The organism is Synechococcus sp. YX-04-1 (genome assembly GCF_030546365.1).
Classification (GTDB): domain Bacteria; phylum Cyanobacteriota; class Cyanobacteriia; order PCC-6307; family Cyanobiaceae; genus Parasynechococcus.
Map to the genome: position 1 here is coordinate 264374 of NZ_JAUONZ010000002.1, position 26318 is coordinate 290691.

Annotated in this window: 30 protein-coding genes and 1 other RNA gene; 16 read left to right on the forward strand and 15 right to left on the reverse strand. The window is 60.1% G+C overall.

Annotated features, from left to right (window positions below; translation table 11 throughout):
* Positions 1-34: 34 nt before the first annotated feature.
* From pyk to ftsH, 3 genes are read left to right on the forward strand one after another with little or no spacing between them, the layout of a single operon-like run.
* The gene (gene pyk, locus Q3Y53_RS04720; RefSeq protein ID WP_226423829.1) at positions 35-1486 is read left to right on the forward strand and encodes a pyruvate kinase; all 1452 of its coding nucleotides are present in this window, start codon (positions 35-37) and stop codon (positions 1484-1486) included.
* 13 nt (positions 1487-1499) lie between these two features.
* A complete protein-coding gene (locus Q3Y53_RS04725) occupies positions 1500-2729 on the forward strand; it encodes an ABC transporter permease (protein ID WP_226423828.1) in 1230 nt (409 codons plus the stop codon).
* 58 nt (positions 2730-2787) lie between these two features.
* Positions 2788-4707, forward strand: coding sequence for an ATP-dependent zinc metalloprotease FtsH (gene ftsH, locus Q3Y53_RS04730; RefSeq protein WP_226423827.1), 1920 nt, complete (start codon positions 2788-2790; stop codon positions 4705-4707).
* Positions 4708-4759: 52 nt separating this feature from the next.
* Here the strand turns inward: ftsH and Q3Y53_RS04735 are convergent, their stop codons facing one another.
* Positions 4760-4915 (reverse strand): DUF2256 domain-containing protein, encoded by a 156-nt coding sequence (locus Q3Y53_RS04735; RefSeq protein ID WP_226423826.1) that lies wholly within the window; start codon positions 4913-4915, stop codon positions 4760-4762.
* The gene (gene clpP, locus Q3Y53_RS04740; protein ID WP_226399680.1) at positions 4912-5505 is read right to left on the reverse strand and encodes an ATP-dependent Clp endopeptidase proteolytic subunit ClpP; all 594 of its coding nucleotides are present in this window, start codon (positions 5503-5505) and stop codon (positions 4912-4914) included. The genes Q3Y53_RS04735 and clpP overlap by 4 nt, the downstream gene beginning before the upstream one ends.
* 81 nt (positions 5506-5586) lie before the next feature.
* On the opposite strand from clpP, the gene psb29 reads away from it, so the two are divergent.
* Complete coding sequence (psb29, locus tag Q3Y53_RS04745; RefSeq protein WP_226423825.1) at positions 5587-6234, forward strand: photosystem II biogenesis protein Psp29; 648 nt, start codon at positions 5587-5589, stop codon at positions 6232-6234.
* On the opposite strand, the gene Q3Y53_RS04750 is transcribed toward psb29, so the two are convergent.
* Positions 6216-7457 (reverse strand): hypothetical protein, encoded by a 1242-nt coding sequence (locus Q3Y53_RS04750; protein WP_303533471.1) that lies wholly within the window; start codon positions 7455-7457, stop codon positions 6216-6218. The two genes, psb29 and Q3Y53_RS04750, sit on opposite strands and share 19 nt — an antisense overlap.
* A 226-nt stretch (positions 7458-7683) precedes the next feature.
* Positions 7684-7785 carry a cytochrome b6-f complex subunit PetN gene (gene petN / locus Q3Y53_RS04755; RefSeq protein WP_011364412.1) on the reverse strand — a complete coding sequence of 34 codons (102 nt, stop codon included), beginning with the start codon at positions 7783-7785 and terminating at the stop codon, positions 7684-7686.
* Positions 7786-7857: 72 nt separating this feature from the next.
* Between petN and clpS the strand changes: the two genes are divergently transcribed.
* Complete coding sequence (clpS, locus tag Q3Y53_RS04760) at positions 7858-8154, forward strand: ATP-dependent Clp protease adapter ClpS (protein WP_226423823.1); 297 nt, start codon at positions 7858-7860, stop codon at positions 8152-8154.
* A 1-nt stretch (position 8155) separates the two neighbouring features.
* On the opposite strand, the gene Q3Y53_RS04765 is transcribed toward clpS, so the two are convergent.
* The gene (locus Q3Y53_RS04765; RefSeq protein ID WP_226423822.1) at positions 8156-8383 is read right to left on the reverse strand and encodes a hypothetical protein; all 228 of its coding nucleotides are present in this window, start codon (positions 8381-8383) and stop codon (positions 8156-8158) included.
* Positions 8384-8457: 74 nt separating this feature from the next.
* On the opposite strand from Q3Y53_RS04765, the gene Q3Y53_RS04770 reads away from it, so the two are divergent.
* Entirely contained in the window at positions 8458-8733 is a 276-nt protein-coding gene (locus Q3Y53_RS04770) for a DUF2103 domain-containing protein (RefSeq protein WP_303534029.1), read from the forward strand.
* 5 nt (positions 8734-8738) lie between these two features.
* Positions 8739-8990 (forward strand): hypothetical protein, encoded by a 252-nt coding sequence (locus Q3Y53_RS04775; RefSeq protein WP_303533477.1) that lies wholly within the window; start codon positions 8739-8741, stop codon positions 8988-8990.
* Between the two features lie 77 nt (positions 8991-9067).
* Here the strand turns inward: Q3Y53_RS04775 and Q3Y53_RS04780 are convergent, their stop codons facing one another.
* The gene (locus Q3Y53_RS04780) at positions 9068-9220 is read right to left on the reverse strand and encodes a hypothetical protein (RefSeq protein WP_226423820.1); all 153 of its coding nucleotides are present in this window, start codon (positions 9218-9220) and stop codon (positions 9068-9070) included.
* Positions 9221-9348: 128 nt separating this feature from the next.
* Between Q3Y53_RS04780 and Q3Y53_RS04785 the strand changes: the two genes are divergently transcribed.
* On the forward strand, positions 9349-9561 hold the full coding sequence (locus Q3Y53_RS04785; RefSeq protein ID WP_303533481.1) for a hypothetical protein: 213 nt from the start codon (positions 9349-9351) through the stop codon (positions 9559-9561).
* Between the two features lie 329 nt (positions 9562-9890).
* Here Q3Y53_RS04785 and ssrS read toward each other — a convergent pair.
* The 3 genes from ssrS to Q3Y53_RS04800 all read right to left on the reverse strand — a co-directional run bounded on the left by ssrS (position 9891) and on the right by Q3Y53_RS04800 (position 12166).
* Positions 9891-10073, reverse strand: a non-coding RNA gene (gene ssrS / locus Q3Y53_RS04790) — 6S RNA.
* Between the two features lie 7 nt (positions 10074-10080).
* The gene (locus tag Q3Y53_RS04795; RefSeq protein WP_303533484.1) at positions 10081-11241 is read right to left on the reverse strand and encodes a 5-(carboxyamino)imidazole ribonucleotide synthase; all 1161 of its coding nucleotides are present in this window, start codon (positions 11239-11241) and stop codon (positions 10081-10083) included.
* Between the two features lie 52 nt (positions 11242-11293).
* On the reverse strand, positions 11294-12166 hold the full coding sequence (locus Q3Y53_RS04800) for a carbohydrate ABC transporter permease (RefSeq protein ID WP_303533487.1): 873 nt from the start codon (positions 12164-12166) through the stop codon (positions 11294-11296).
* 61 nt (positions 12167-12227) lie between these two features.
* On the opposite strand from Q3Y53_RS04800, the gene aroB reads away from it, so the two are divergent.
* Positions 12228-13343 (forward strand): 3-dehydroquinate synthase, encoded by a 1116-nt coding sequence (gene aroB, locus Q3Y53_RS04805; RefSeq protein ID WP_303533490.1) that lies wholly within the window; start codon positions 12228-12230, stop codon positions 13341-13343.
* Here the strand turns inward: aroB and Q3Y53_RS04810 are convergent.
* On the reverse strand, positions 13297-14463 hold the full coding sequence (locus Q3Y53_RS04810; protein ID WP_303533494.1) for a class I SAM-dependent methyltransferase: 1167 nt from the start codon (positions 14461-14463) through the stop codon (positions 13297-13299). The two genes, aroB and Q3Y53_RS04810, sit on opposite strands and share 47 nt — an antisense overlap.
* A gap of 64 nt (positions 14464-14527) precedes the next feature.
* Here Q3Y53_RS04810 and Q3Y53_RS04815 point away from each other — a divergent pair, with 64 nt between their 5' ends.
* Entirely contained in the window at positions 14528-15337 is an 810-nt protein-coding gene (locus Q3Y53_RS04815; RefSeq protein WP_226423812.1) for a TPM domain-containing protein, read from the forward strand.
* A gap of 25 nt (positions 15338-15362) precedes the next feature.
* Here Q3Y53_RS04815 and Q3Y53_RS04820 read toward each other — a convergent pair whose 3' ends face one another.
* The 3 genes from Q3Y53_RS04820 to Q3Y53_RS04830 all read right to left on the reverse strand — a co-directional run bounded on the left by Q3Y53_RS04820 (position 15363) and on the right by Q3Y53_RS04830 (position 18213).
* Positions 15363-16082 (reverse strand): glycoside hydrolase family 104 protein, encoded by a 720-nt coding sequence (locus Q3Y53_RS04820; protein ID WP_303533497.1) that lies wholly within the window; start codon positions 16080-16082, stop codon positions 15363-15365.
* A gap of 203 nt (positions 16083-16285) precedes the next feature.
* Entirely contained in the window at positions 16286-17371 is a 1086-nt protein-coding gene (locus Q3Y53_RS04825; RefSeq protein ID WP_303533500.1) for a hypothetical protein, read from the reverse strand.
* On the reverse strand, positions 17365-18213 hold the full coding sequence (locus Q3Y53_RS04830; RefSeq protein WP_303534032.1) for a TIGR04168 family protein: 849 nt from the start codon (positions 18211-18213) through the stop codon (positions 17365-17367). The genes Q3Y53_RS04825 and Q3Y53_RS04830 overlap by 7 nt, the downstream gene beginning before the upstream one ends.
* A gap of 53 nt (positions 18214-18266) precedes the next feature.
* Here Q3Y53_RS04830 and nadA point away from each other — a divergent pair, with 53 nt between their 5' ends.
* Both nadA and Q3Y53_RS04840 read left to right on the forward strand, forming a co-directional pair.
* Positions 18267-19199 carry a quinolinate synthase NadA gene (gene nadA / locus Q3Y53_RS04835; RefSeq protein WP_303533502.1) on the forward strand — a complete coding sequence of 311 codons (933 nt, stop codon included), beginning with the start codon at positions 18267-18269 and terminating at the stop codon, positions 19197-19199.
* A 67-nt stretch (positions 19200-19266) separates the two neighbouring features.
* The gene (locus tag Q3Y53_RS04840) at positions 19267-19698 is read left to right on the forward strand and encodes a thioredoxin family protein (protein WP_226423808.1); all 432 of its coding nucleotides are present in this window, start codon (positions 19267-19269) and stop codon (positions 19696-19698) included.
* On the opposite strand, the gene Q3Y53_RS04845 is transcribed toward Q3Y53_RS04840, so the two are convergent.
* Positions 19699-19932 carry a hypothetical protein gene (locus Q3Y53_RS04845; RefSeq protein ID WP_226423807.1) on the reverse strand — a complete coding sequence of 78 codons (234 nt, stop codon included), beginning with the start codon at positions 19930-19932 and terminating at the stop codon, positions 19699-19701. It abuts the gene before it with no gap.
* Between the two features lie 67 nt (positions 19933-19999).
* Between Q3Y53_RS04845 and Q3Y53_RS04850 the strand changes: the two genes are divergently transcribed.
* Positions 20000-20986 (forward strand): ligase-associated DNA damage response exonuclease, encoded by a 987-nt coding sequence (locus tag Q3Y53_RS04850; RefSeq protein WP_303533506.1) that lies wholly within the window; start codon positions 20000-20002, stop codon positions 20984-20986.
* Here Q3Y53_RS04850 and Q3Y53_RS04855 read toward each other — a convergent pair.
* Positions 20983-21243, reverse strand: a complete 261-nt coding sequence (locus Q3Y53_RS04855) for a hypothetical protein (RefSeq protein ID WP_303533509.1) — start codon at positions 21241-21243, stop codon at positions 20983-20985. The genes Q3Y53_RS04850 and Q3Y53_RS04855 overlap by 4 nt on opposite strands.
* Before the next feature lie 119 nt (positions 21244-21362).
* Here Q3Y53_RS04855 and Q3Y53_RS04860 point away from each other — a divergent pair, with 119 nt between their 5' ends.
* From Q3Y53_RS04860 to Q3Y53_RS04870, 3 genes are all read left to right on the forward strand, one after another.
* Positions 21363-23018, forward strand: a complete 1656-nt coding sequence (locus tag Q3Y53_RS04860) for an ATP-dependent DNA ligase (protein ID WP_303533512.1) — start codon at positions 21363-21365, stop codon at positions 23016-23018.
* Positions 23018-25519 (forward strand): ligase-associated DNA damage response DEXH box helicase, encoded by a 2502-nt coding sequence (locus Q3Y53_RS04865; protein WP_303533515.1) that lies wholly within the window; start codon positions 23018-23020, stop codon positions 25517-25519. The genes Q3Y53_RS04860 and Q3Y53_RS04865 overlap by 1 nt, the downstream gene beginning before the upstream one ends.
* Positions 25520-26094: 575 nt before the next feature.
* A complete protein-coding gene (locus Q3Y53_RS04870) occupies positions 26095-26295 on the forward strand; it encodes a hypothetical protein (RefSeq protein ID WP_303533518.1) in 201 nt (66 codons plus the stop codon).
* Positions 26296-26318 lie beyond the last annotated feature (23 nt).

Consider the following 26318-nt stretch of genomic DNA (forward strand, 5'->3'; position numbering starts at 1 on the left):
GATGGTAGTTTCCGCAAGGATTTTCAGCCGCGATATGGGCCAGTTCGACCTGAACCGACGGACCAAGATCGTGGCCACCATCGGCCCTGCCACGGAAAGTCCGCAGCGGATCAAGGAGCTGGTGAAGGCTGGTGCCACCACGTTCCGGCTGAACTTTTCCCACGGGGACCACAGCGAACACGCCGCACGCATCGCCACGATTCGTCAGGTGTCTGAGGAATTGGGTCAGACCATCGGCATCCTCCAAGACCTTCAGGGCCCGAAGATCCGACTCGGGAGGTTTGCGGAAGGCCCGATCACCCTGGCCAATGGCGATCCCTTCACGCTCACCTCACGGCCGGTGAGCTGCGACAAGACGATCGCAACCGTGACCTACGACAAGCTGGCCGACGAAGTCACCGCCGGAAGCCGGATCCTGCTCGACGACGGCCGCGTTGAGATGAGGGTCGATACCGTCGACAAGGCGCAGCAGACCCTGCATTGCACCGTGACCGTGGGCGGTGTTCTTTCCAACAACAAGGGCGTCAACTTCCCGGACGTGCAGCTTTCCGTTCGTGCCCTAACGGACAAGGACAAGACCGACTTGGCCTTTGGCCTCAGCCAGGGGGTGGATTGGGTGGCACTCAGCTTCGTGCGCAATCCCTCCGACATGGAAGAGATTCGCGGACTGATCCGTGAGCAGGGCCATGAGACCCCTGTGGTGGCGAAGATCGAAAAATTTGAGGCCATCGATCAGATCGATTCGATCCTTCCGCTCTGCGACGGTGTGATGGTGGCCCGCGGTGACCTCGGAGTGGAGATGCCGGCTGAGGAAGTTCCGCTTCTGCAGAAGGAACTGATCAGCAAGGCCAACAGCCTGGGCATCCCCATCATCACGGCCACCCAGATGCTGGATTCCATGGCCTCCAGCCCCCGGCCGACCCGAGCCGAAGTCAGCGACGTGGCCAACGCCATCCTTGATGGCACCGACGCCGTGATGCTTTCCAATGAGACCGCGGTGGGGGATTTCCCCGTGGAAGCCGTTCAGACCATGGCCACCATTGCTCGAAGGATTGAAAAGGACTATCCCCAACGCTCGATCGACAGCCACCTGCCCAGCACCGTTCCCAATGCCTTGAGCGGTGCGGTCAGCACCATCGCCAGCCAGCTCAACGCCTCCGCGATCCTTCCCCTCACAAAAAGTGGGGCCACGGCTCGAAACGTCAGCAAGTTTCGGCCTGCGGCACCGATTCTTGCTGTCACCCCCGATCGCACCGTTGCCTGCCGTCTTCAGCTGGTGTGGGGTGTGACCCCTCTGGTGATTCCCCAGGGCGAACGCACCACGCAAACCTTCCACGCCGCCATGGTCAAGGCCAGAGAACTGGATCTGCTGAAGGAGGGAGATCTTGTGGTTCAGTCCGCAGGCACCCATTCGGGCGTTTCCGGATCCACGGATCTTGTCAAGGTGAGCATCGTTAGCAACGAAGCTGAAGCGACACTGATCTGAACGACGCCAAACCATGAACCGGCGGATGCCCGCAACGGAAACGGTGCGGATGGCCCTGTCCACCCTGCGGAGCAACCGTCTGCGCAGCCTGCTCACCATGGTGGGCATCGTGATCGGCAATGCCTCTGTGATCACCCTGGTGGGGGTTGGTCGTGGCGCCCAGGGGCTGGCTGAAGGGCAGTTGAACAACCTCGGTGCCAATGTGCTGTTTGTGGTCCCTGGCAACACAAACACCAGACGCCAAGGTGTCACCCGACCCAAAACGCTTGTCCTGGAGGATGCCGAAGCAATCGCCGCTCAAGTTCCCAGCGTCAAACGCGTCGCGCCTCTGGTCAACACCAATCAGGTGGTGCAGGCGGGAGCCCGCAGTGCCACTGGTGCTGTCTTCGGCGTGACACCGGAGTTCCTTCCGGTGCGCAGCTTTGAAGTGGCCAAGGGCCGTTTCATCAGCGCCAAGGCAGTAGCCGGTGCACGGGCTGTTGCTGTGCTCGGCTCTGATCTACGCAAAAAGATGTTCCCCACTGGCTCAGCGATTGGCCAGCAGGTGCGCATCGGCAATCAAAGCTTTGAGGTGATCGGTGTGATGGCCCCCAAAGGGGCCGTGTTCGGCAGCAACCAGGATGAAAACATTTACATCCCAATCACAACGATGGTGAACCGGATCACCGGTCGGGATCCGATTTACGGCGTCAGCCTCAACTCCATCAGTGTTGAAGCCAGAGATGAACAGAGCATCAACGCAGCAAGCTTTCAGATCAACAACCTGCTGAGACAGAGGCACCGAATTCTCCGGGATGACGATTTCGTGGTTCGGTCCCAGAAGGATGCCCTCACCATCGTGAGCACCATCACCGGAGGACTCACCTTGATGCTCGGGGCCATCGGAGGGATCTCCCTGCTGGTGGGCGGCATCGGGATCATGAACATCATGCTGGTGTCCGTCAGCGAACGAACCGAAGAGATCGGTCTGCGCAAGGCCCTGGGGGCTCGCAGCACTGATGTGCTGCAGCAGTTTCTGGTGGAATCCCTGGTGCTTGCCAGCCTGGGCGGCGCCATCGGCACGCTGGTGGGGCTTGGAACCGTGAGCCTCGTGGCGGCGGTCACGCCACTCCCGGCAGCGATCGGCGCCACGACAGTGATGTTCACCGTTGGGCTCTCAGGATCGATCGGACTGTTCTTCGGTGTCGTACCTGCCCGACGAGCCGCCAAGCTCGATCCAATTGTTGCCCTGAGAAGCCTTTGATTCGGGTCTCAGAAATCAGTCCAACTCCTTTACACTAGTTAACGAATTTTTTCGGCTCATGAATCAGCGCTGGCGCCTTCTTGCCCTCTGGCTGTTGCCAATCGGCGTCGTGTTGCTGATTGGCTGGCAGGTGGTGAGTAACGGAGGCATCAATGGCCTCAGCCAAGACAGCAATGGCACCACCGTCGCTCCCCGCAATGCTGCCGTGGCGCGTATGAGCTACGGCCGCTTCCTCGACTACGTCGAAGCCGGCCGCGTCACAGCCGTTGATATCTACGACGGTGGCCGCAACGCCGTGATCGAAGCCGTTGATCCCGATCTCGACAACCGCGTCCAGCGCCTGCGCGTCGATTTGCCCGGTCTTGCCCCTGAGCTGATCAACACCCTGAAGACTGAAGGCATCAGCTTCGATATTCATCCCCCCCGCACAGCGCCTCCGGCCCTGGGGGTTCTGGGCAATCTGGCCTTCCCGCTGCTGCTGATCGGTGCCCTGATCTTCTTAGCCCGCCGCAACAGCAACATGCCTGGCGGCCCTGGCCAAGCCATGCAGTTCGGCAAAAGCAAGGCCCGCTTCATGATGGAAGCAGAAACAGGCGTCATGTTTGATGACGTGGCTGGTGTCACCGAAGCCAAGCAGGAACTTCAGGAAGTGGTCACCTTCCTCAAGCAGCCCGAGCGTTTTACCTCCGTGGGTGCTCAGATTCCCCGCGGCCTTCTGTTGGTTGGCCCTCCCGGCACCGGTAAAACCCTTCTTGCCAAGGCCATTGCAGGCGAAGCGGGAGTTCCCTTCTTCTCGCTCTCTGGTTCTGAGTTCGTCGAAATGTTCGTTGGCGTGGGTGCCAGCCGCGTTCGCGACCTGTTCAAGAAGGCCAAAGAGAACAGCCCTTGTCTGATCTTCATCGACGAAATTGATGCCGTTGGTCGCCAGCGCGGTGCTGGCATCGGCGGCGGTAACGACGAACGCGAACAGACGCTGAACCAGCTCCTGACGGAGATGGATGGCTTCGAGGGCAACAGCGGCATCATCATCATTGCCGCCACCAACCGTCCCGACGTTCTGGACTCAGCCCTGATGCGTCCCGGTCGTTTCGACCGTCAGGTCACTGTGGACGCCCCTGATATCAAGGGCCGCCTCGCCATCCTCGACGTGCACTGCCGCAACAAGAAGCTCGAAGATGAGCTGTCCCTCGAAAGCATCGCCCGCCGCACCCCTGGCTTCACCGGGGCTGACCTGGCCAACTTGATGAACGAGGCAGCCATCCTCACCGCCCGTCGCCGCAAGGACGCCATCGGTCTGAGCGAGATCGACGACGCTGTCGATCGCATCATCGCCGGCATGGAAGGCCGTCCGCTCACCGACGGTCGCAGCAAGCGTCTGATCGCATACCACGAAGTGGGTCATGCCCTGATCGGAACCCTGGTCAAGGACCACGATCCTGTTCAGAAGGTCACCTTGGTTCCCCGTGGTCAGGCCCAAGGCCTCACCTGGTTCTCCCCTGACGAAGAGCAAACTCTGGTCACCCGTGCCCAGCTCAAAGCGCGCATCATGGGAGCACTGGGTGGACGTGCCGCAGAGGATGTGGTGTTCGGTCATCAGGAAGTCACCACCGGAGCCGGTGGCGACATCCAGCAAGTTGCTTCGATGGCTCGAAACATGGTGACCCGGCTCGGCATGAGTGATCTCGGCCCTGTTGCCCTCGAAGGCGGAAGCCAGGAAGTGTTCCTGGGCCGCGACTTGATGTCTCGCAGTGAGGTGTCGGAATCGATCTCCCAACAGATCGATATTCAAGTGCGCAACATGGTGAAGCGTTGTTATGACGAAACTGTGGAGATCGTGGCCGCCAACCGCGAAGCCATGGACCGCCTGGTGGAATTGCTGATCGAGAAAGAAACCATGAATGGTGATGAGTTCAAGGCCGTTGTGGCTGAATTCACCGCTGTTCCTGAGAAAGACCGCACAGTCGTCACCTTGGACTGATCCTCGGCCCAGCAACCAAAAAAGCCCCCGTCTTAATCAGACGGGGGCTTTGTTATGAATTGGATTTGTTCTTGCGTCGACGGCAACGTTCGGAGCAATACACAACCTCCTCCCAGCAATTTCTCCAGGCTTTACGCCACTCAAACGGGCGATCGCAGACTGGACAGATCTTGCTGGGACGGATGTTTTTAGCCCCCCCCTTCTTCAAGCGACAGCCTGAACGGGACGCTTGTCGATCACCGAATCAATCAACCCATAGTTCACTGCTTCGGTGGGTGACATGAAGAAGTCACGGTCAGTGTCCTGTTGGATGCGATCCAGAGGTTGCCCGGTGCGATCAGCCAGCTCCTTGTTGAGGCGATCCTTCAAGAAGAGAATTTCGTCCGCCTGAATGCGGATGTCACTGGCTTGGCCCTGGGCACCGCCCAAAGGCTGGTGAATCATGATCCGGGAGTGCTGCAGGCTGCTGCGCTTGCCCTTGGTGCCGGCACAAAGAAGGAAGGCACCCATGCTCGCAGCCAGGCCAACACACACCGTGTGCACATCCGGTTTGATGTGCTGCATCGTGTCGAAGATGCCGAGGCCGTCGTAGACCGAACCGCCGGGCGAGTTGATGTACAGGTAGATATCTTTCTCGGGATCCTCAGCTTCGAGGAACAACATCTGGGCCACGATCCGGTTGGCGGAGTCACTGGTGACAGCCTCACCAAGGAAGATGATGCGCTCGCGCAGAAGCCGGGAATAAATGTCAAAGGCCCTTTCTCCCCGGCCGGACTCCTCAATCACAATGGGGATCATCTGAGCATCAGCGGGGTCGAGCAATCCTAACGGCGATGTCTGCGGCGCTAGGGTTCCAGCCATTCATTCTGGGACTGCACGTTGGCCGCAAGTCAGACCATCGCCGACAGCAAACGAGCGTTTCATCAGGCCTTCCCCCACGTCATTGCGCCGCTGTACCGCCGCCTTGCTGACGAGCTGCTGGTGGAGCTGCATTTGCTGAGCCATCAAAGTCGATTTGAAGCCAACGAACTCTTCAGCGTCGGGCTGTGCAGCGTGTTTAACACCTTCACCAAGGGCTATCGGCCAGAAGCGCAGACAGACGCACTGTTCAATGCCCTCTGCAGCAGCAATGGCTTCGACGCAGCAAAGCTGCGTAAGACCAACGCTTCGCTGGTTGAACAAGCCAAAGGCAAGGATCTCGAGAGCCTGAAGAGTTGGCTGTCATCCCACAGCCTCAAAGATGGCAGCCACTACTCACGTTTGATGGCCGTCGGACTGATGAGCCTTCTCAAGGCGACTGCCGCGGATGCCACCGGCTTGGAAACTGAGGCCATTCTCAATCAAAGCAAGGAACTCGCCGAAAGCCTCGGTTTGCCCTGCGATCGCGTCGAGAAGGATCTAACGCTATTTAGCTCCAACAGCGAACGGATGGATCAGGCCGTTGAACTGTTGAACGAAACGATCGCTGCTGAAAAGCGCAAGAAGGAGCGCCGTTTGGCAGAGCAGGCTCAAGGCACCTCCAGCTGAAAGCGAAGCCATCCGGGCTGTTGATTCTTCGGCAGTGCTGTCATCTCAAGCTCCAGTTGAGATGCGTTACCAATGACCCGAGGCCAGCCCGGTCCCAGCCAACCCAGCCGAACCAATTGATCCGGTTTCCCTTGAAGGCGAAGTTGCTGTTGACCCATCCTTTTCAACGGTGAGGGGCCGATGGTCGGGACGTCCCCTAAGCCAAGCAGCAGCTCCACCTGATCCTGCGTTCCAGAGCTCAACGACCATCCACCTTGAGGGTGCCCCTGGGGATCGAGCCAAACATTGGCGACACGGTTTGATGGTCGACCATTCGAAGACAAAAGGGGGCGTTGCTCCATTTGAAACCCGCGCTTCAACAAGGCGGTTGCAACGGCATCAAGACTTCGCTTGATCCAGTCGGTTTGATCAGCAGCCAGCATCAACCTGGCTTGAACAGAGGCCTGGAAGCGGCCAGCCTCGAGCACGTCCACCCGCAAAACGACAGGCGCAGCGAGCAGAACATCACGCAACTCCTGCGGAAGTCCATAACGGCTGTCGAGTTGTTCTGCGATCAGTGGATTGTTGAAAACGGATCCCAGCAAAGGCTGCAGAGCAACGCTATTGAGCTCTAGATAGGCCGACGACGGATCAAAGCGAACGGAATTGGTTTGGCCTTTCGCCTGGTCAGCCTGCAGAGACGCGAAGGGTCTTGAAGCCACAGGTCCTTCAGCCATCAGCCGATCGCCCTGCAGCGCAACACGCAAACAGCCATGGGACACGCTTGCCAAGGCGGGGAAAAGAGAACCGCTGATCGAGGCCAGGCCTGACGGTTGCCACAACACGGCCGTTCCGCTGGTCAACCGCTGCAAGCAGCTCTGCTCCAAGCCCGAAGGCTCCCTTGGCTGAAGCGATTGGAGTTGATCAAAACTGCTGCGGTGTAGTGCATCAGCGAACAGCAGATCCAGGGAAGACGAGTTCGATGCTGACGGAAGAGCCAGAAGGGGTTCCCCGTCGTCCAGCCAGATCAGCCACCAGAGCCCGCGGCCATGACGGGCCCAGCGATCAGGGGCTGCCGAAGGACCAAGCCGCTTCTGCCAGACCTTCGGGACCGATCTAGAGGGATCAGCCTCAAAACTCTGCACCAAGCGAGCCCGCCGACTGAGCTCAAACAGCTCTGCTGTTCCATGGCGATTCAGAGAAGGCGTCAGCAGGCTGGACGTGCCGAGCAGCAGGGCGGGCAAAAAAAAGCACAACCCCAGAAGAAGGGCTGTGCAGGGATGCTCTTCAAGTTCGCGTCGGATGGACGCAATCAGGAGGAGGATTTGGTTGAACCCTGACGGCGTCGACGGTCCCTCCATTCGATCGTTGAGAGATAAATCACGGCAACGCTGACGAAGACAAGAAGCACTGCTGCCGTGACCGCCAGGGTCTGGCTGAGAAGTGGTGCGTCTTGAAGCACAGATTCGATCAGAAGTTCAGGGTGCCGTCACCATTGCGTCCCCAGACCACCATGGCGATGGAGAAACTGAACATGGCGGCCAAGGACGCCCAACCCAGAGTGAACAACATGCGCTTGACCGCTTGACTGATGGGATCCTACCTAGGGTTCGGCATCTTTTCGTCCGTCCGGAGGCAACTGTCATGACCAGCTCCAGCCCCGGTTCATCAGCAGTACTGGAGCGTCAGGAAACAACCCAGCGTTACCCCCAGGCTCGCGTGATCGTTCTTGACGATGATGTGAACACGTTCCAGCACGTGGTGGATTGCCTTCGCAAAATCATTCCTGGCATGAGCGAAGACAATGCCTGGAACCTCGCCAACAGAATTGATGGGCAGGGTTCCGCTGAAGTCTGGTGCGGCCCCCTGGAGCAGGCCGAGCTGTACCACCAGCAGCTTCAGGCCGAAGGATTAACAATGGCCCCTCTGGAACGCTGTTGAGTCAGGCCGCAGGCTTACGGCTTGCTTTGGTGAGTCGCAGCAGATCAGCCACCTGCAGACGCTGCAGCTGCTCGTCCATCACGAAACGCACCACACGTCCAGGGCACAAGGCCAGGCCCCGAACCTCCGTTCCGTGCACCTCAGCGGTGAGCATGCGGGCCTGGGGGCCGCATGCATCCTCCAGCGGTCCGCTGATCGCGTGGCGGAGAGTGTCAACTGATTTCAGCATCACAGCCCCGGAGCGCTCTCTCTGGCATAGCCAAAGTGGCTAACTTTCACCAGTTCTCGGGTTTTCGTTCAGCTTTGGGCCGGGTCGTCATCACCCACAGCACCTATGTGGACGGCTTAATCCCGTGGCTGAAGGCCCTGTCCCATGAGACGGATATCCAGACGATCACCCCTGCCGTGATCACCCGGGTGCGTGGCCGCAGTCCCGAACTACAGCTGCGGGTGTCCACACCGATCCAAGGGGGTTTCAAGCTGGTGGCTCGCAAAGGCACTTCAGCTCAAGAGGTCTTTGTTGTGACATCGATGAGTCGGCCTGACCTGGAACAGGCGGTTCTGCATCACCGCCCCTGAGGGGGTTGGCGTTGCTGGAATCCTGCATCACGACAGGCCTCAGGATGACCAACAGCAACGCTGGGTTCACGGGCACAGAGATCAGCCCAATCGGATCGGCGGAAACATTGGGGAAGGATGGCCCGGCATGCGACTTCAGCGTCATCCGGCAGAAAGGAGACAGCGTCAACAGCGGGGCTGCCAAAACAATCAACAAGCAGTGCGCCTGCCACTACCCAAAAAAAGGGGAGATGAATGAAGTTAACATTGAACGATGAAAATTAAAGCGATGCAAAAAGATCCCGAACTATGACTTCACTTAAACTCAATTCGCATTGATCAATGCACAACGACATCAATAATTGGAATCAGATGGAGGAATCTTGAATTCCATAAAAAGCGCCTCTGCGTCAGCATAATCTTTCTTTTCACGCAAATAAAAAACTTGGGCTTTCCACCAATCCCAGGTTTCCATTTGGATTAGCTCATCCAGGCGGGGATCACGCATCGCGATACAGCAACCGATCCAAAGCTAAGGACAACCAAAGCACTGACAAGCTTTGTTCACACAGTAGTAAGCATCATCGACTACACAACGGCTGAGGGGTAGCCTTTGATCGCTCAAGCGAATGAACGATGCCCCTGGAAATTACCGTCAAACAAGGGCAACAAACAATAGAGAGCATGGGAAGCTTCGATGATCTCGAAGATGCTCTGACCGAATTCAACGAATTGATCAATCGCCGAAACTGGCATCCAAGCGTGACCACCATTGCGCTGAGCGACACTGATAAAGACAAATGCCTCGCCCAATACGCGCTCCAGGAGTTCAACCACTCCGAGAACTAGCCCCACAAAGCCGATCCACCCCAATTAGGGCAAAACGAATCTACAGTTCGGCAAGGCGAAAATTTTCAGGATGAACGGCAAGATTCTGGTGATCGGCATCAGTTCATTCTTTCTCATATTTTTTGTGATTGAGTCTTGGTTGATGAGGGGCTTAGCCCACTAACCGAGGTTGAATTTTTTCTGGACAACTAGCTAAAACAATTTTTTTGAAAAAAGAACCTGAGGAGTTCGAGTTCAAACTTTGGACTGATCCAGAGGAACATTCAATCGAATTGGCTTGCTGATGGCTTGGGTCAGATTCAGGCATCGACCAAGCCATGAATTGAAGAGGGTGAACCACCGTGCCGTGCGAGCCCCAGTGGTCGACCTGGAAGAACCAGAAGGGGCGACAAAGTGGGGCTTCGTTTCCGGCTGCATGGCCGGTCTACGTCACCGTCACGACAGTCTCCCCAAGTCGAAAGAGAGTCAGATCAGAGCACTAGAAAAGGCCGTCACCAACACAGCAGTTCGCTCGTAAGCCTAGTCCTGACTCTCGCTTTCGAGCGGCCAGATCCGGCGAATGGCGACAAGCGCTGACTCGGCCTCATCGCGCCGCTTCAAGACCGTGTCGCCTTCGAGCAGAAGCGTCACATGCCCCAACTTGCGCCCCGGTGTTTCCGGTGACTTGCCATACCAGTGCAGGTGAAGTCCCGGCATGGCCTCCAGAGCCTGAAGCCGCTGATCCAAAGGAGCATGGCGCTCCGGATCCAGACCGAGCAGGTTGACCATCAAGGCACCGCGGCTGTTGAGCTCGGGATCAGGCACAGGCAGCCCGGCTGCGATGCAGAGCTGCTGATCAAACTGACTGCTGGTGCAGGCCTCGATCGAGAAATGACCGGAGTTGTGAGTGCGTGGGGCAACCTCATTCACCTGCAGGCCGGCTGGCCCGTAGAAAAACTCCAGAGCCAACACCCCCACATAGCCAAGCTTCGTCATCAGCGATGCCGCAACGTTGTAGGCCAAGGCCGCCACCGAGGGATCCACCGGTGCCGGTGCCAGAACCCAGTCACAAACCTGCTGGTGCTGGTGGGTCTGCACCAAGGGGAAATGACGGATCCGGCCGCGCTGATCACGGCTGACCACCAGAGCCAACTCCAGCTCGTAGTCCACCCAGGATTCCAGCAACCAATCGTCGGCTGGGACGGCGCGCAACAACTGCGCCAGGGCATCGATGTCGCGCAACACCAGCGTGCCCTTGCCGTCATATCCCCCGCGGGAGGCTTTGGCCATCACGGGGAAGGTCCAGCCCTGAGGAAGCGCCGGTTGAGCGGGCGAAATCAGGCTCAGCGGACACCAAGGCGGACTGGGGATCGCCAGGTCATCCAACAGCTGACGTTGAGAAAGTTTGTCGACCAGGGGCGAGAGCGCAGCCAAAGACGGCCGGAAACGAACCCCCTGCTGCTCCAGCGGCAGAAGGGCATCGATGTTCACCCACTCGTTCTCGAAGGTGATGCCGTCACAGCCCACCACCAGCTCCCGGGTCCCAGCCACATCCGTCGGATCCGCTGCGACGAGACGCGAGGCCAAGCCAGCGGCGGGATCCGCTGGCTTGGAGGTTTGAACGGCGATCGGAACCTGGCGTTCCGCGGCGGCCTGCACAAGCATCCGTGCCAGCTGACCACCTCCCACAACGCCGATCATCGTGTCCGAGCTGACTTCCGCAGCTTGCCACTTTGCAGGGTCGATGACAGCGTCAGATCAGCGGCCGATCGCCGGCAAAGGCCAACCGGATCATGGTGAACAGCAACACGAGCAGGAACAGGGCTAGGCCCAAGGTGCAGGCGTAACTGATCTCCAACTCAGCAAAGGCCTGGTCGTACACGTAATAAACGATGGTTCGCGTGGCATCAGCAGGACCTCCCTGGGTCATCAGGAACACCTCCTCGAACACCTTGGTTGCCGCGATCGACGAAACCACAGCAACCAAGGTCACGTAGGGCCCCATCAAGGGCAGGGTTATGTCGAGATGCTTTCTCCAGCCCTCGCTGCCATCCAGCTCCGCTGCTTCGTAGAGCTCCTTGGGAATGCCCTGCAGACCCGCCAGGAAAATCACCATGTAATACCCCAGTCCTTTCCAGAGGGTCACCAACATCACGGCGGGAAGGGCCAGCTGCGGCGTGGTGAGAAAACCAATCGGGCTGAAGGCATCGCCGAGCAGGGCGCTCAACCATCCATTGATCAGTCCGTTCTCGGCGTACAGCCAACGAAAGGCGATCGCTGCAACAACGATCGACACCAAGACGGGGGTGTAAAAGGCGCCCCGCAGCAGGGAACGACCGGGCAAACCCTGGTTCACCAACACCGCCAGTGCCAGCGCCCCGAAAACGATGGGCGGCACCACACCGATCAGATAAAAGAAGGTGGTGACCAACACCTGCCGCGCCATCGGATCGGACAGCAAGCGCTCCAGGTTGGCCAAACCCACAAAACGCAAGGGCTCACTGACATCAAGCCCGGTGGCGGTGAAGCTCATCACCAGGGCCATCAAGGCCGGCACCAGCACCGACAAACTGATCAACACCACCGCCGGCAGCAGAAACGCCCAGGCCGAAAGGGAGTTGCGCACTGATCTCTTGCGCACAGGACCAGCGACACTGTTGCGAGAGTAGGTGGGTTCCAACGGTTTCATGACCACAATCACCCCGTTGCATCACATCCGCGTTGCGCTGGAGCGCAATCCCTACGAGGTGGTGATTGGAGCCGGCGGCCTGGCCAGGCTTGGTCAGCAGATGCTGGACGCCGGAGTGCAGCCTGGTCGGCGTGTGCTGGTGGTCAGCAATCCGGATGTCGCCAGCCCCTATGGCGACGCCTGTCTGAACAGCCTCAAGGCCGCAGGTTTCAGCGTTGACCTGTTGGTGATTGACGCCGGAGAACACCAAAAGACGCCCGCTACGGTGGCTGAGATCCACGATGCGGCCTACAACGCCAAGCTCGAACGCAGCTCGTTGATGGTGGCCCTCGGCGGCGGCGTAGTGGGGGACATGACCGGTTTTGCGGCAGCCACCTGGCTGCGCGGCATCCAGGTGGTTCAGGTTCCAACAACCCTTCTGGCCATGGTGGATGCGTCCATCGGTGGCAAGACCGGGGTCAACCATCCCCGCGGTAAAAACCTGATCGGCGCCTTTCACCAGCCGCGCCTGGTGCTGATCGATCCTTCCACCCTCAACACACTGCCCGAACGCGAGTTCCGAGCCGGCATGGCGGAAGTGATCAAATACGGAATCCTCGGCGACACCTCGCTGTTCGAAGAACTGGAGGCCTGTGACGACCCAAGCACCCCCGCTGGACTTGGAGCGGAACGCCTGAGCTCGATCCTGCAGCGATCCGCCGCGGCCAAGGCCCGGGTGGTGGCCGCCGATGAAAAGGAAGGTGGCTTAAGGGCGATCCTCAACTACGGCCATACCTTCGGCCATGTGGTGGAGACCCTCTGCGGTTATGGCACCTGGCTGCATGGTGAGGCAGTCGCCATTGGCATGGTGGCGGTGGGCGAACTCGCCGTGCTGCGGGGAAGCTGGAGTCGCGACGATGCCGAGCGACAACGCCGGCTGATCGAAAGCGCCCGACTCCCCACCGCCTGGCCCGATCTCTCCGCCGATGCGGTTCTCGACAGCTTGCAGGGGGATAAAAAGGTGCGCGACGGTCGCCTGCGCTTCGTGATGCCCACTGGCATCGGATCCGTTGAGATTCGCGATGACGTCAGTCGCGACGAGATTCTGAGCTGCCTGGAGCGCCTGAAAGGCTGAAGCCGCCTTCAGGCAATCCGCGCCGATAGGTGAGCCAGCGGAACGCACCCAAACCCGCAGGATCCACCAGCCGAAGCAGAGCTTCGCGGCGTTGCAGGGCCTCCGCCAGGTGTTGGCCCGGGAGTTGCTGCAGCCCATGAAGACGCTGCGCAAGGCCCAAGGCGAGAAGTGCTTCGCCCTGCTTGGCCTGATCACCCACCAGCCAGCCGTTGCGCTGGGCCGCCTCATCCACAACTTCGATGCAGAGGTGTGCCGTGAGGTCCTGCTCGCCTGGCTGATCGAAGGGCGACAGACCCGCCTGCTGAGCACAAACAGCCATCAAGGTGCCGTCGGAGCGCCGGGCCGTGTAATAACGCTGGGCCTCGAGGGCGTAATCAATCACCAGCAGCACGCCCGCATCCACGGCAGCCGCCGCAGCAGCAAACCAGTCGGGCAGTGCACTGTTCCACTCCGTGGTCCACCCCTCTTCGGCATCGGGGGGCGGCAACTGAATGCCGCCTTGGCTGCACACACGCTTGATCTCCTGGTGCAACCGATCCGGAAAAGGCCGATGCGTCGAGCGCAGGCCACCATTTGGATCAAGCGCCACCCACTGCTGCTGGAGGGATCCCTCCCGCCAGATCAATCGCTCCACCGGTAGGGCATCCAGCAACTCATGGGCGATCACCACCCCATGAACCGGATCGCGGCGCAACTCGTCCAGAGAGCACCAACGCAGCGGCAGATCATCCACCTCTTGCAGCAGGGCCTGTTGCCGCCGCCGCATGCCGGGATTGGCTTCCACCAACACCATCTCGATCTGGCCCAACAGCTCTGGAGCCGCATCACGCAACACAGCAGAGAGATCCCGGGCCAGATGACCTTCGCCAGGGCCGATTTCCACAATCGACAGGCGTTGATCAGGATCCGTCTGGGGAATCGCAGCCAGCCAGGCCAGAAGTTGGGGCGCCAGCAGGGCTGCAAAGTCGCTGCCCAGGGAGGGAGATGTGACGAAATCACCCTGGGCGCCGATGCGTGCGCGGCCTGAGCCGTAGTAACCGTGCTCCGGCTCATTCAGAGCCAGATCCATGAACCGGGAAAACGGAATGGCACCCCCTGCCTGATGCAGATGCGTTGCCAACCAGTCAGGACAGGACGCAGCCATCGGTTTCATTGGAGAGAATGCCGGTCGCTGCAGCAGTTCCATGGGAACACATCACATCCGACATCTGTGGAGCCTCGTCGTCGTGGCTCTGATCAGCCTGGGTGTTCTGGTGAGCCCGGCTACGGCCTACGACAACCCGGAGCTGCTGCCGGATCACCCCACCCCGGTGATCGACCTCGCCAAGGTGTTCAGCGACACCCAGAGGGCCCAGCTGGAGGCATCCCTGGCAGATGTGGAGGAACGCACCGGCTGGAAAATGCGGGTGTTAACCCAGTACGAGCGCACACCAGGCCTGGCCATACGCGAGTTCTGGGGGCTGGATGAAAGCAGCCTGCTACTGGTGGCCGACCCCCGCGGCGGGAACCTGCTGAACTTCAACGTTGGTGATGCCTACTTCGCGATGATGCCGCGCACTTACTGGGTGGAGCTGCAGACCCGCTACGGCAACCAGTACTACGTGAAGGACCACGGCGAAGACGGAGCCGTGCTGGATGCCCTCAATGCCGTGGAGATCTGTCTGGACCGGGGTGGCTGTCAGGTGGTGCCTGGTCTTCCCCAGGAACAGTGGCTGTGGACCCTGACCACCTCGATCTTTGGCGGCTTGATTGCTGGCTTTGCGGCCTACCCCCGGAAGGAGGGCGAGACCATCGCCTGGGCCTGGTTGCTGCTGCTTTCACCGCTGTGGGTGATGCTGTTCGGCGTCTTTGGAGTCGCCCCCGTGGTGACACGTACCTCAGAGGTGATGCCCCTTCTACGCAATGGGGTTGGCTTCCTGGCCGGTGGAATCGCCGCTTATCTGATTGCCCAGGCCACCGTCGGGCAAAAGCTTCAGAACGACGCCGAAGGCTGAGGGACTTAGAAGTTCTCGACGCTTTTCAGAGCCGGGTGGCGCATTCGATGCGTGACCCGGTGCACAGCGCCGGCGGAGGCGCCACCAAGGCCTGTCGCTTCACGTCACGCAGTCGACGCAACTCAGCAAGATTCACGTCATAAAACGAGCGAAGTCGCGCGTATTTCTTGACGGGCTGGCCGTAGTAGCTGCGACCGGCAAGGGTGGGAAATGATGCCCACTCGGGAGCCAGCATGGCTGCGAGAACGGGGCTGAGGACACCGGTGTCGGTCAGAGACAGGGCTTTGCGCCGCTGAATCAGGAACAAAGCACCCTGGTCCTGAGCCTCAGGCCCGAACCCGCTCACGCCGATGCTGCGCTGAACCAGGTTCCAGGTGAAGGGCATGAACTGGTAGGCCCCGGCAGCTGCACTGGCATAGCGGGAGCTGTAGATCACCCGGTTGGGATGACGGGCAAGGGAGGGCATCAAGCCACCTCCGAACATCACCCGATAGCCCACATCCAGGCCACCTTTCCAGGTGCCTTCAGCGAAGCGGATCGTGTTCAGCATCGCCCGACGTTCGGGCGTGATCACATAGGGAATTGCCCGACTGGGCTGGATATCAGAGGTATGAATCAACTGCGCCCGCGAGGCAGGGGGCAACAAGCTCGCCTGGGCGGGCAGTGGGGAACTGAGAACAGGCAGCACTCCGACGATCACGGCCGCTGAGAGCGTCTGACGACCGATGAATGCAGAGATAGCCATAAATAGCGTTCAAAGAACATGCCCTCGAGAGGGCTAGGAGCAGATCAGAAGCGGATGAAATGCTCAAGCGGAAAAAAATCCGCCCGACGTACCTTCTCGAACAGAAGGTTCAAAGCAATAGGTATATATGCCAGTCAAATAATCGGCTAAGACGTCAACGTGGAAACAAATCAGTTCAAAAAGGTGTTGTTAAATACCAGAAATTAAAAGTGATCTGCCAACCAATTCACCAGTGCTTGAGCGGCTTCTGAGGCCCCTGATGCAGAAAGAGCGGCGTCGCTTGGCCCCAGCAACGGCTGGTCCAGCTGCCATGCCCCGGTGTCCAGGTCCTGACGGCTGAGGCATCGGTGCTGGCCATGGCGACGCAGACCACCCATCAACGCCGAAGCTTCAGCAAATCCGCTGCGCTCCACTACATGCATCCCAACCCCTTGGGCCATTGCCTCGCAGAAGCTGCTGAAACCGGGCTTGCCCAGAAAACGGGAGCAACGGCCGAGCACATCGACGGGACGCAGCCCATCCGGCAGAAGCGTGAGGTTGGCGAGCGACGCCAACTCAGGCGCATGCGAAGCAACGGATGAGGCCGGAAGCAGGAAATGGTGGTTGGGCCAAAGCTGAAACAGATTCCTAGAGATGGACAGGCCAAGGCCTCCAAAACCCACCATCACCAGGGGGGCGTCCTGGGAATCCAGGGAAGCCTCAAGATCCGCTGGGATGGACCGCGGGCTGGCGCAGACCAACCCGAGCCTCCGTTCAGGCAAACCCCAGTTCATGGCCAGATCAAATGGACAGCGCAGCAGCAGATCACCGCTGCGATAGGCCTCAGCGGCAGCATCAGCCCAGCGCTGGAAGGCAGCCCCCAACGGGCCATAGATGTCATCCCATCCGAAATTGCTCATCCAAACCAGAGGTGCATCGAGGCGCTGGGCCAAGGCGGCCGCGGCCGGGGGAATGTCCCCGACGATCAAGACCGGCTGCCCCTGCGACGCCAGCCAGTTGGCCTCAGCCTCGATCAGATGCGGCAGCCGTTGCTCCAGCTGATCCAAGGCGCTGAGGGTGGCGGCACAATCCACACCGAGCGCATCGGCCTGCACCATGCCCACATCCCATTGACAGGAACGTTGCTGAATTGCTGCATCCCCCAACAGCAGCTTCAGCACAGGGGAGGACAGACCCGAGCTCATCACCAAGGTCCAGTCGGGACGAAGGCGGCGCAGCCGCTGCAGCACCGCCGCATCTCGGGCGGCATGGCCGTAGCCATGGCTGCTGCTGCAGAAATAGATCAGCACGGCAGCGGAGCATCCATCTGCAACTGCTCCTGATGGATCAACTCAGCATCGGGGGTGTACCAGCGATGGGCGAGCAGAGCGAGACGGGAGCCCTGGAATTCAGCCCAGGAAAGGTGCAGCAGCGTCCGCCCGTGCCCATCAACCCCTGCACGCGGCACACAGGCGGCGTTGATCAGCGCGGTTCCATGGCGATGACGCAGCAGGTTCTGGCGGAAACCGGAGCCGCGCTTGAGGGCATGGTGCATGTGGCCAAAGATCACCAGATCAGCAGGTCGGTTCTTGGCCATGCGATCCAAGGCGAGGGCCAGATCCTGATCTCCCCAGTCGAGCGCCGGTGTCTTCCAATCGCGCCCGCAGGGACTGGCGGCATCGGATCCCAACCCCGAGGGTCCGCAGTGGGCCATCACGATCAAGGGCTGATCAGCGGGCACATCAGAGGCGGCCTGCACAATCCGCTCGGCTGAGGCTTCAAGCGACACCGGGCCGTACACCGCCTCAACCGCTTCTGAAAGGTGAAAACCTCCACCTGCACTGCAGGGACGCGCACCTACAACCGTCAATGGGAGCTCGGGCCATTGGATCGAGCGCCAGGCGCAGTGCAGATCGCCGAGCACAGCCAGTTGCTGCTCAAGGATGCCGCCACTGCGATCCCGTCCGCGGTCGTGGTTCCCCAGGATCACGGCTACGGGAAAGGGAAGCCGCGTGATCCGTCGCGTCAGCCGCAGATCCCCATCAGCGAGATCACCTACAAAAAGAACAGCATCGGGCTTGAGATGCTGCAGCAGCTGTTCATCAGCGTCGCCCCAGGCGCCGTGCAGATCACCGGCAATGGCAAGTCGCAGGTGCTTCAGAGCGAATGCCTAGGCTGTGGTCATCCTGCCTCGAACCGGTCCTGATGAGCGCTGACACCGCCCTTGTTGCGGCGATCAACCGGCTTCGCAAGGACCGCAATGCCGTGATCCTGGCGCACTACTACCAGGAACCGGAGATTCAGGACATCGCCGATTTTGTAGGTGACTCCCTCGAGCTGTCGCGCCAGGCCGCCAGCACCGATGCAGACGTGATCGTGTTCTGCGGCGTGCACTTCATGGCAGAGACCGCCAAGATTCTTAGCCCGGGAAAGACAGTGGTGCTGCCGGATTTAGAGGCCGGGTGCTCCCTGGCGGACGACTGTCCCGCCGATGAGTTCGCCCGCTTTCGTGCAGAACACCCCGACCACTTCGTGGTGAGTTACATCAACTGCACAGCAGCGGTGAAGGCGCAAAGCGATCTGATCTGCACCAGCAGCAATGCCGTTGATCTGGTGAACCAGCTGCCTGCCGATCAGCCCGTTCTGTTCGCCCCCGATCAAAACCTGGGGCGCTGGGTTCAACAACAGAGCGGTCGCGAGCTGACCCTCTGGCCGGGACGCTGCATCGTTCATGAGACCTTCAGCGAAGAAGCGGTGCTAGCTCTCAAGCACGAACATCCTTCGGCTGAAGTCATCGCGCACCCCGAATGCCAGCAGAACCTGCTGGACCTGGCGGATTTCATTGGATCCACCAGCAAGCTGTTGAATTACGCCGAACAGAGCTCCTGCAACAGCTTCATCGTTCTGACGGAACCAGGGATCCTGCACCAGATGCAGCAACGGGTCCCTGAGAAAACTTTGTTCGACGTGCCAGGAATCGATGGATGCAGCTGCAATGCATGCCCCTACATGCGGCTCAACACCCTGGAGAAACTGAAGGCATGCCTGGAGACCCTCACGCCTGCGATCGAGATGGATGAATCGATGCGCCTGAAGGCCATGAAACCCATGCAGCGCATGCTCGAAATGAGCCGGTGACGGGCCAACGGCTCAGAGGAAGCGATCTGATGCGAATAACTTTTCGACAATTCACCCCACGCAATGCATGGCACCTGTGACCCAGCCCAAGGGCATCAGGATTCTGATCTTGATGGCAGCGATGACGGGGACAACGTGCACCACAGCAGCTGCGCAACCCTGGAACCAACCCATCCCTGAACCTGCAACGGAATCCACAGCACAAACGATCAAGTTGGCCGACCAACTCAATACGCTGGATGCCAGGTTTTTTGGGGCCCATTGGTGCCCCGCCTGCAAAGAGCAGATGAAACTCTTCGGCAAACAGGCCGGACGCAAACTGAACTACGTGGAATGCGGTCTGCCCGACAAATATCCCGACCAGCTCAGCCAATGCAGGGGTGAAAACATTCGCTCCATCCCCACATGGACACGACCCGGTTCAACGCGGCTGGAGGGTGTTCAATCGATCAACACCCTCGAGCGCTGGAGTGGCCTGAGGCCAAAACAGAAGAACTGATTACTTCTTGCGGCAGTAGCCAGCGCCAACATTCATCCAGCCGGAGGGGCAGGCTTCACCGTTGGTGGGCCTCATCTCGTAATAGATGGGAGACGTGCAGGTGGTGCCAAGCGTGTTGACATAACCCAGGGGGCATTGGTTATGGCCTTGTGCCTTGGGAATCTTTTTCTGAGCCAAAGCGGAACTGGGCACAGCCAGAGCTGAAACAAACAGAGCAGCAGCGAGAAGCTTCATCGCAAGCGGGGCAAACGCGTTCAAGTTACGGGGCTTTCAGACTGTCTGCAGCGATCAGCAGCGGAGCTTGATCGAACACACGCCCGAAGGGTTGTATTGCCGAGCCGCAAAGGCCTGGGTCGACCCTTGGCGTCCAGTTCCCCGGGCTCTGATCACCCACGCCCATGCCGACCACGCCCGACCCGGATGCGGGGAGTACTGGGCTGTGGCCTCCAGTGAAGGGGTACTGCGCCAGAGACTCGGTGAGGACATCACGCTTCACCCGGTGGCCTACGGAGAAGAACACTGGCTAGGGCAATGCAAGGTGTCGTTTCACAGCGCCGGGCACGTGCTTGGTTCAGCGCAGATCCGCCTGGAATCGCAGGGTGAGGTGTGGGTGGTCAGCGGTGATTACAAACGGGATGACGACCCCAGCTGCGAACCCTTTGAACCGGTGCGCTGCGATGTGCTGATCACCGAAGCCACCTTCGGGATGCCGATCTATCGCTGGCAGAGCGGGGCGCAGGTAGCCCAGGACATCCATGCCTGGTGGAGCCGTGATCGCAGCAGGCCGTCACTGCTGTTCTGCTACGCCTTCGGCAAAGCCCAACGGTTGCTGGCCGAATTAAAGGCCATTGGCGTGGAGGAAGAAGTGCTGTTGCACGGCGCCGTGGAAACCGTGACCCGTCACTACCGGGATGCGGGGATTCCCATGCCCCTTAGCCGCCCCGTCAGTGAACTTCCTCGCAAGGATCCGCTCAACGGCCGGTTGATTTTGGCGCCACCATCAGCCCATCGCTCCAGCTGGATGCGCCGCTTCAAATCACCACAAACCGCCTTTGCCTCCGGCTGGATGGCCGTCCGCGGAGCACGGCGACGGCGGGGCTATGAGCGGGGGTTCGTGCTCAGTGATCATGCCGACTGGCCTGGACTGATCCAGACCGTTCGGGACAGCGGCGCCCGCAAGGTGTACGTCACCCATGGCCAAAGCGACGTTCTGGCCCGTTACCTGCGGGAGGTGGAGGGTGTAGATGCGGAGCCGCTGGAGACCCTGTTCGGAGGGGAAGCGGACTAAAACTTGGCGATGCCGTCCGGCAGCTCCGGGAGGTTGAGATTCGCCTCGCGACCTTCGATCGCGGCCGTGAGCGACTCGATCATCATGGCGTTGCCGCTGTCTTTAACGGCCTCAAGCGCCTTCTGAAGACGACGACGGCGATCGGATGGATCATCCGACGTTCCAGAGCCAGCCACGGGGGTCATGACGGCCGTGGCTGAGCCAGCAGCGCGCACGCTGCTGAGTTGTTGCGCCAGGTTGTCCCAGAGGAGTGCCATCCGGCTGATTCAGGAAGCTGTCGCTCACATCAACACAGGTCTCAGCCTGATTTCCAGCACCTCTCACAAAATGTCTTGTCAGGATGGCGTGGCATTTCAACCATCCCGTTCAAACGCGCATGCGGGCCTTTCAGGACCTGTTCAATCAGCTGGATCAGGTCACAGGCACCAAGGCCAAGGTGCAGGCGCTGGTGGATCACTTTCAGGGGGTCGATCCAGGGGAAGCGGCTTGGGCGTTGACGCTGCTGTTGGGCAAACGACGACGCCGCTTGATCACCGGTCGCCGACTGCGCGACATCCTGCGGGACCGCGGTGGTCTTCCGGATTGGCTGATCGACGACTGCTACGGCCAGGTGGGCGACTCAGCCGAAACCATCAGCCTGCTCTGGCCCGCCGTGCAAGACCGCATTGAAGCAAGCGATCCGGATCTGCCCAGCGGTGAAGGAGACATGCCCCTGCGCTGGTGGATGGACACCCTGCTGCCGGCCATCAGCACCAGAAGCGACGAGGATCAGGCCAATGCCGTGATCTGGCTCTGGCACCGAACCCCGCTCGACCAGCACTTCATCGTCAACAAGTTGCTTACGGGGGGATTCCGCGTCGGCGTGTCGACGGGCCTGATCAGCCGGGCCATCGCCGAAGCGTTTGATCTCGAGGAAAGCCTCGTGGTGCAACGGCTGATGGGCGGCTTTGAGCCCTCCGCCGAGCGCTTCAGGCAACTCACCGCCTGCGCGACGGCGGATGAACACCGTTCCAGCGGCACCCCCTACCCCTTCTATCTCGCCAGTCCCCTGGAACCCGAACGACTGCTGGAGACATCGGCGAGCGATTGGCAACTGGAATGGAAATGGGATGGAATCCGCGGTCAGCTGATTCACCGCGGGGCCGGCGTCTACCTCTGGAGCCGTGGTGAAGAGCTGGTCAACGAGAGCTTCCCTGAGCTTGTGGAGGTGGCCAAGGCCTTGCCATCCGGCAGCGTTCTTGATGGCGAGCTGATCTGCTGGCAACAGGACGCGGCCGCACCGCTTGGCTTTGACCAGCTGCAACGACGGCTGGGCCGAAAAACCGTTGGAGCAACGTTGAAACGCGACTGCCCAATGCGGTTCATCGCCTACGACCTGCTGGAACATCAGGGCGTCGACATCCGCCAGCAGGGATTGCGGCAGCGCCAGCAGCAGCTGGCTGCTCTGCTGGGCAGCATCGAGCATCCCGAGGCATGGCGCTTGAAGCAGAGCCCGTTCTGGTCGATCGACTCCTGGAAGGAGCTGGAAACACAGCGCAACCAGGCCCGTGAACACAACGCCGAAGGGCTGATGCTCAAACAGGGGGATTCGCCCTACCTGAGCGGCCGAAAACGCGGCAACTGGTGGAAACACAAGCTGGAGCCGATGACCCTGGATGCGGTGCTCCTCTATGCCCAGGCCGGCAGTGGGCGTCGCGCCAACCTGTTCACCGATTACACCTTCGGCCTCTGGACCAACGCTGAAGAGCCGCAGTTGGTGACCTTTGCCAAGGCCTATTCCGGCCTCAACGATGCCGAAATCCTCGAGCTTGACCGCTGGATCCGGCGCAACACCCTGCAGCGCTTCGGGCCGGCACGGTCCCTGAAATCCGAGCTGGTGTTTGAAATCGGCTTTGAGGGCATCCACCCCTCAAAACGCCATAAATCCGGCATCGCCGTGCGTTTCCCGCGCATCCTGCGCTGGCGACGCGACAAACCCGCCAATGAAGCTGATTCACTCCAGACCGCGATGGCATTGATCGAGAACCGCTGATGGCAGCTTCAATAAAGACGTCAAAAGCGAAGGCCAAGGCCAAACCACCAACCGACGACCCTCGCTTGAACCCGATTCATGCCTGGTTCGCGCAGAGAAACTGGACTCCGCTGCCGTTTCAGCAGGAGACCTGGAACGCCTATCTGGCGGGACGGAATGGATTGATCCAAGTGCCCACCGGGTCTGGCAAAACCTTCGCCGCCGTGATGGGACCGATCGCGCGGATGTTGGCGGAGGAGCAGCCGTTGAAGGGAATACGTCTGCTCTACATCACACCCTTGCGGGCCCTCAGCCGCGACTTGTCGCTGGCGATCCGCGAACCGATCGAGGCGATGGGCTGGCCGATTCGGGTGGGCATCCGCAATGGCGACAGCAGCAGCAGCGAACGCACCAAACAGCTCAAGGCACCACCACAGGTTCTGGTGACGACTCCGGAGTCCCTCGCCCTGCTGCTCAGCAACGCCAAGGCCGAAGAGCTGTTTGGCCAACTCGAAACGGTGATCCTCGATGAATGGCACGAGTTGATGGGCAGCAAACGGGGCAGCCAGACGGAGCTGTGCCTGAGCTGGTTGCGCCAGCTGCGCCCCCAGCTCCAGACCTGGGCCATCAGTGCCACCATCGGCAACCTCGAGCAGGCAGCGCGCCATGCCCTGGGAACGGCAGGGGAACCACAGTTGATCGGAGGCGCTCCTGCCCGGAGCACGGAGATTCAGAGCATTCTTCCGGAGACAATCGATGGCTTCCCCTGGGCCGGACACCTCGGGTTGCGGATGTACGAGGAGCTGGTGGCCCGCCTCAATCCCGGGATCAGCACCTTGCTGTTCACCAACACCCGCAATCAGTCGGAGCGTTGGCACCAGTGTCTGCGCTTCGCCTGCCCGGAAATGGAGGAGGGATTGGCCCTGCACCACAGCGCCATAGATCGCAGCGAGCGGGAAGCCATCGAAGCCTCCGTGAAGGCCGGCGGCATTCGTTGGGTGGTGTGCACCAGCTCCCTGGACCTCGGGGTGGACTTCCAACCCGTGGAACAGGTGGTGCAGATCGGAAGCCCGAAGAATCTGGCCCGGCTGCTGCAGCGGGCGGGGCGGTCAGCGCACTTGCCCGGCGGCACATCCCAGGTGCTGTTCATGCCCACCAATGCGCTCGAACTGCTCGAGCTCAGTGCTGTGCGTCGGGGACTGGCGGAGGGTCTGGTGGAACAACGCAAGCCGCCGAAAGCCCCTCTGGATGTGCTGCTGCAGCACCTCACGGGGTTGGCCTGCGGCCCCGGCTTCCATCCGGAGCAGACCTTGCAGGCCGTGCGCAGCTGTGCGGCCTACGCCGAGCTGAGCCAGGAGGATTGGGACTGGTGCATGCTGTTTCTGGAGCAGGGCGGAGAGTGCCTCGGGGCCTATCCCCGCTACCGCAAGCTCGAATGGGAGGAGACAAGCCAGCGCTACCGGGTTCGTGAAAAAGCCATCGCCCGGCTGCACCGTCTCAACGTTGGAACGATCACAGCCGCACCAGCGATCACCGTGCGCTTTGTGCGTGGTGCTGTGCTCGGCCATGTGGAGGAGACCTTCATCAGCCAGCTGAAGCCGAAGGATGTGTTCTTCTTCTCAGGCCGCCAGCTGGAATTCGTGCGGCTGCGCGACATGACCGCCTACGTGAAGGTGAGCACCAAGAAAACGCGCACGGTGCCTGCCTGGGCTGGGGGACAGATGGCCCTCTCCGATCTGCTGACCCATCACCTGCGTCTTGAGGTGGACCGCGCCAGCCGTGGTGATCTCGACAACGCTGAACTGCAGGCTCTGAAGCCCCTGTTTGATCGGCAACAGGACATCTCGGTGTTGCCGACGGTGGGACAGCTGCTGATTGAGACCTGTCGCACCCGGGAAGGCACACATCTGTATGCCTACCCCTTTGAAGGACGGTTCGTGCATGAGGGCATCGGCTTCCTCTGGGCGTCGCGGCTCACCCGTCTGGAGCGGGGCACGATCACGGTGTCGGTTAACGACTACGGCTTTGAGCTGTTGGCGCCGAAGAGCTACCCCATTGCGGAGTTGCTGGAGGACCACATCGACCTGCTGCTCGATCGCCAAAAGCTGGAGCGGGATCTCAAGAACGCACTGAATCTTTCCGAGCTGCAACGGCGACGCTTCCGCGCCATCGCCCAGATCGCTGGTCTGATGAATCGGGGATTCCCTGGATCGAGCAAAAGCACCGGTCAGCTTCAGATCAGTGCATCGCTGCTGTTCGATGTGTTCAGCCGCCATGAGTCGAACAACCGCTTGCTGCTGCAAGCGCAGCAGGAGGTGCTCGATGACCAGTTGGAGATCTCACGCCTGGAGGCGGCCTTGGAGCGCGCTGCAAGCCAGGAATGGCTGCACGTTGAAACCCCGCGGCCCAGCCCGCTGGCCTTTCCACTGCTGGTGGAGCGGCTCAACAACAGGATGAGCAATGAATCCGTTTTGGAGCGGGTTCAGCGGATGAAGGAGGAAGCCATCCGCAAAGAGGGTTGAGATCGCTTTCCACTGCAGTGCCCTTAAGGTTCAACAGCGGAAGGGATTAGCAACGTTGGCCAAGCTCGGGGAGATCAAGCTCAAACAGATTCCACAGCTCAATACGGCAAACAGCTCGCCTTTGATTCGGAAACACAAGGAGGTTCTGAATCTGATGATGAGAACGCTTTCGCTCGATACCTACGGCCTCACCTGGGCCCAGTTCATCAAGGGGTTTGGTTGTGGTGCCTTGGCCGTTTGGCTGCTGATGCGCTGAGATCAACCGTGACGTACCGGCCTTCCGCCCTGTCTCAGCGACTCCAACATGCCCCTTTCCAAGGCCGTCAGTTTTGGTGCCGGCTCATTCAGTGCAGCTTCCGCCCGTGACTTGGCTGCGGCAATGAATCGGTCTGTCTTATCTCCAGAATCAAACGCCAAGGTGCCTTAGCAAGTACGACTAAAGGTATGAATCGTTGGCCGTTGAGGCTCAGGACTTAAGGAAAAACCCTGAACCCAACAGATGAGGGTTAGAGCCCTCGGCAACCATTCCCTCGATCACTTGTTCGTTGCTATCGGTTGGAGGTTGCAGCACCTCGATGAGCCGTTACCCCATCTTTTATTGCTCTCCAGCGTCCGTTGACGCCGGCTTCATGCCTGTTGAGGCAGCGGACGCCTATGAGGCTGAGCAAATCGTGCAGCGCGAGCACCCCGGTGCCGTGACGGCATCCCTGAGCGAGCGGGTCACGAACGCAGAGGAAATCCGCCGGTTATTCCTGGCCTGGCTCGAAAAAGTCTGAACACCTGGAGCCACCGAGGGGTG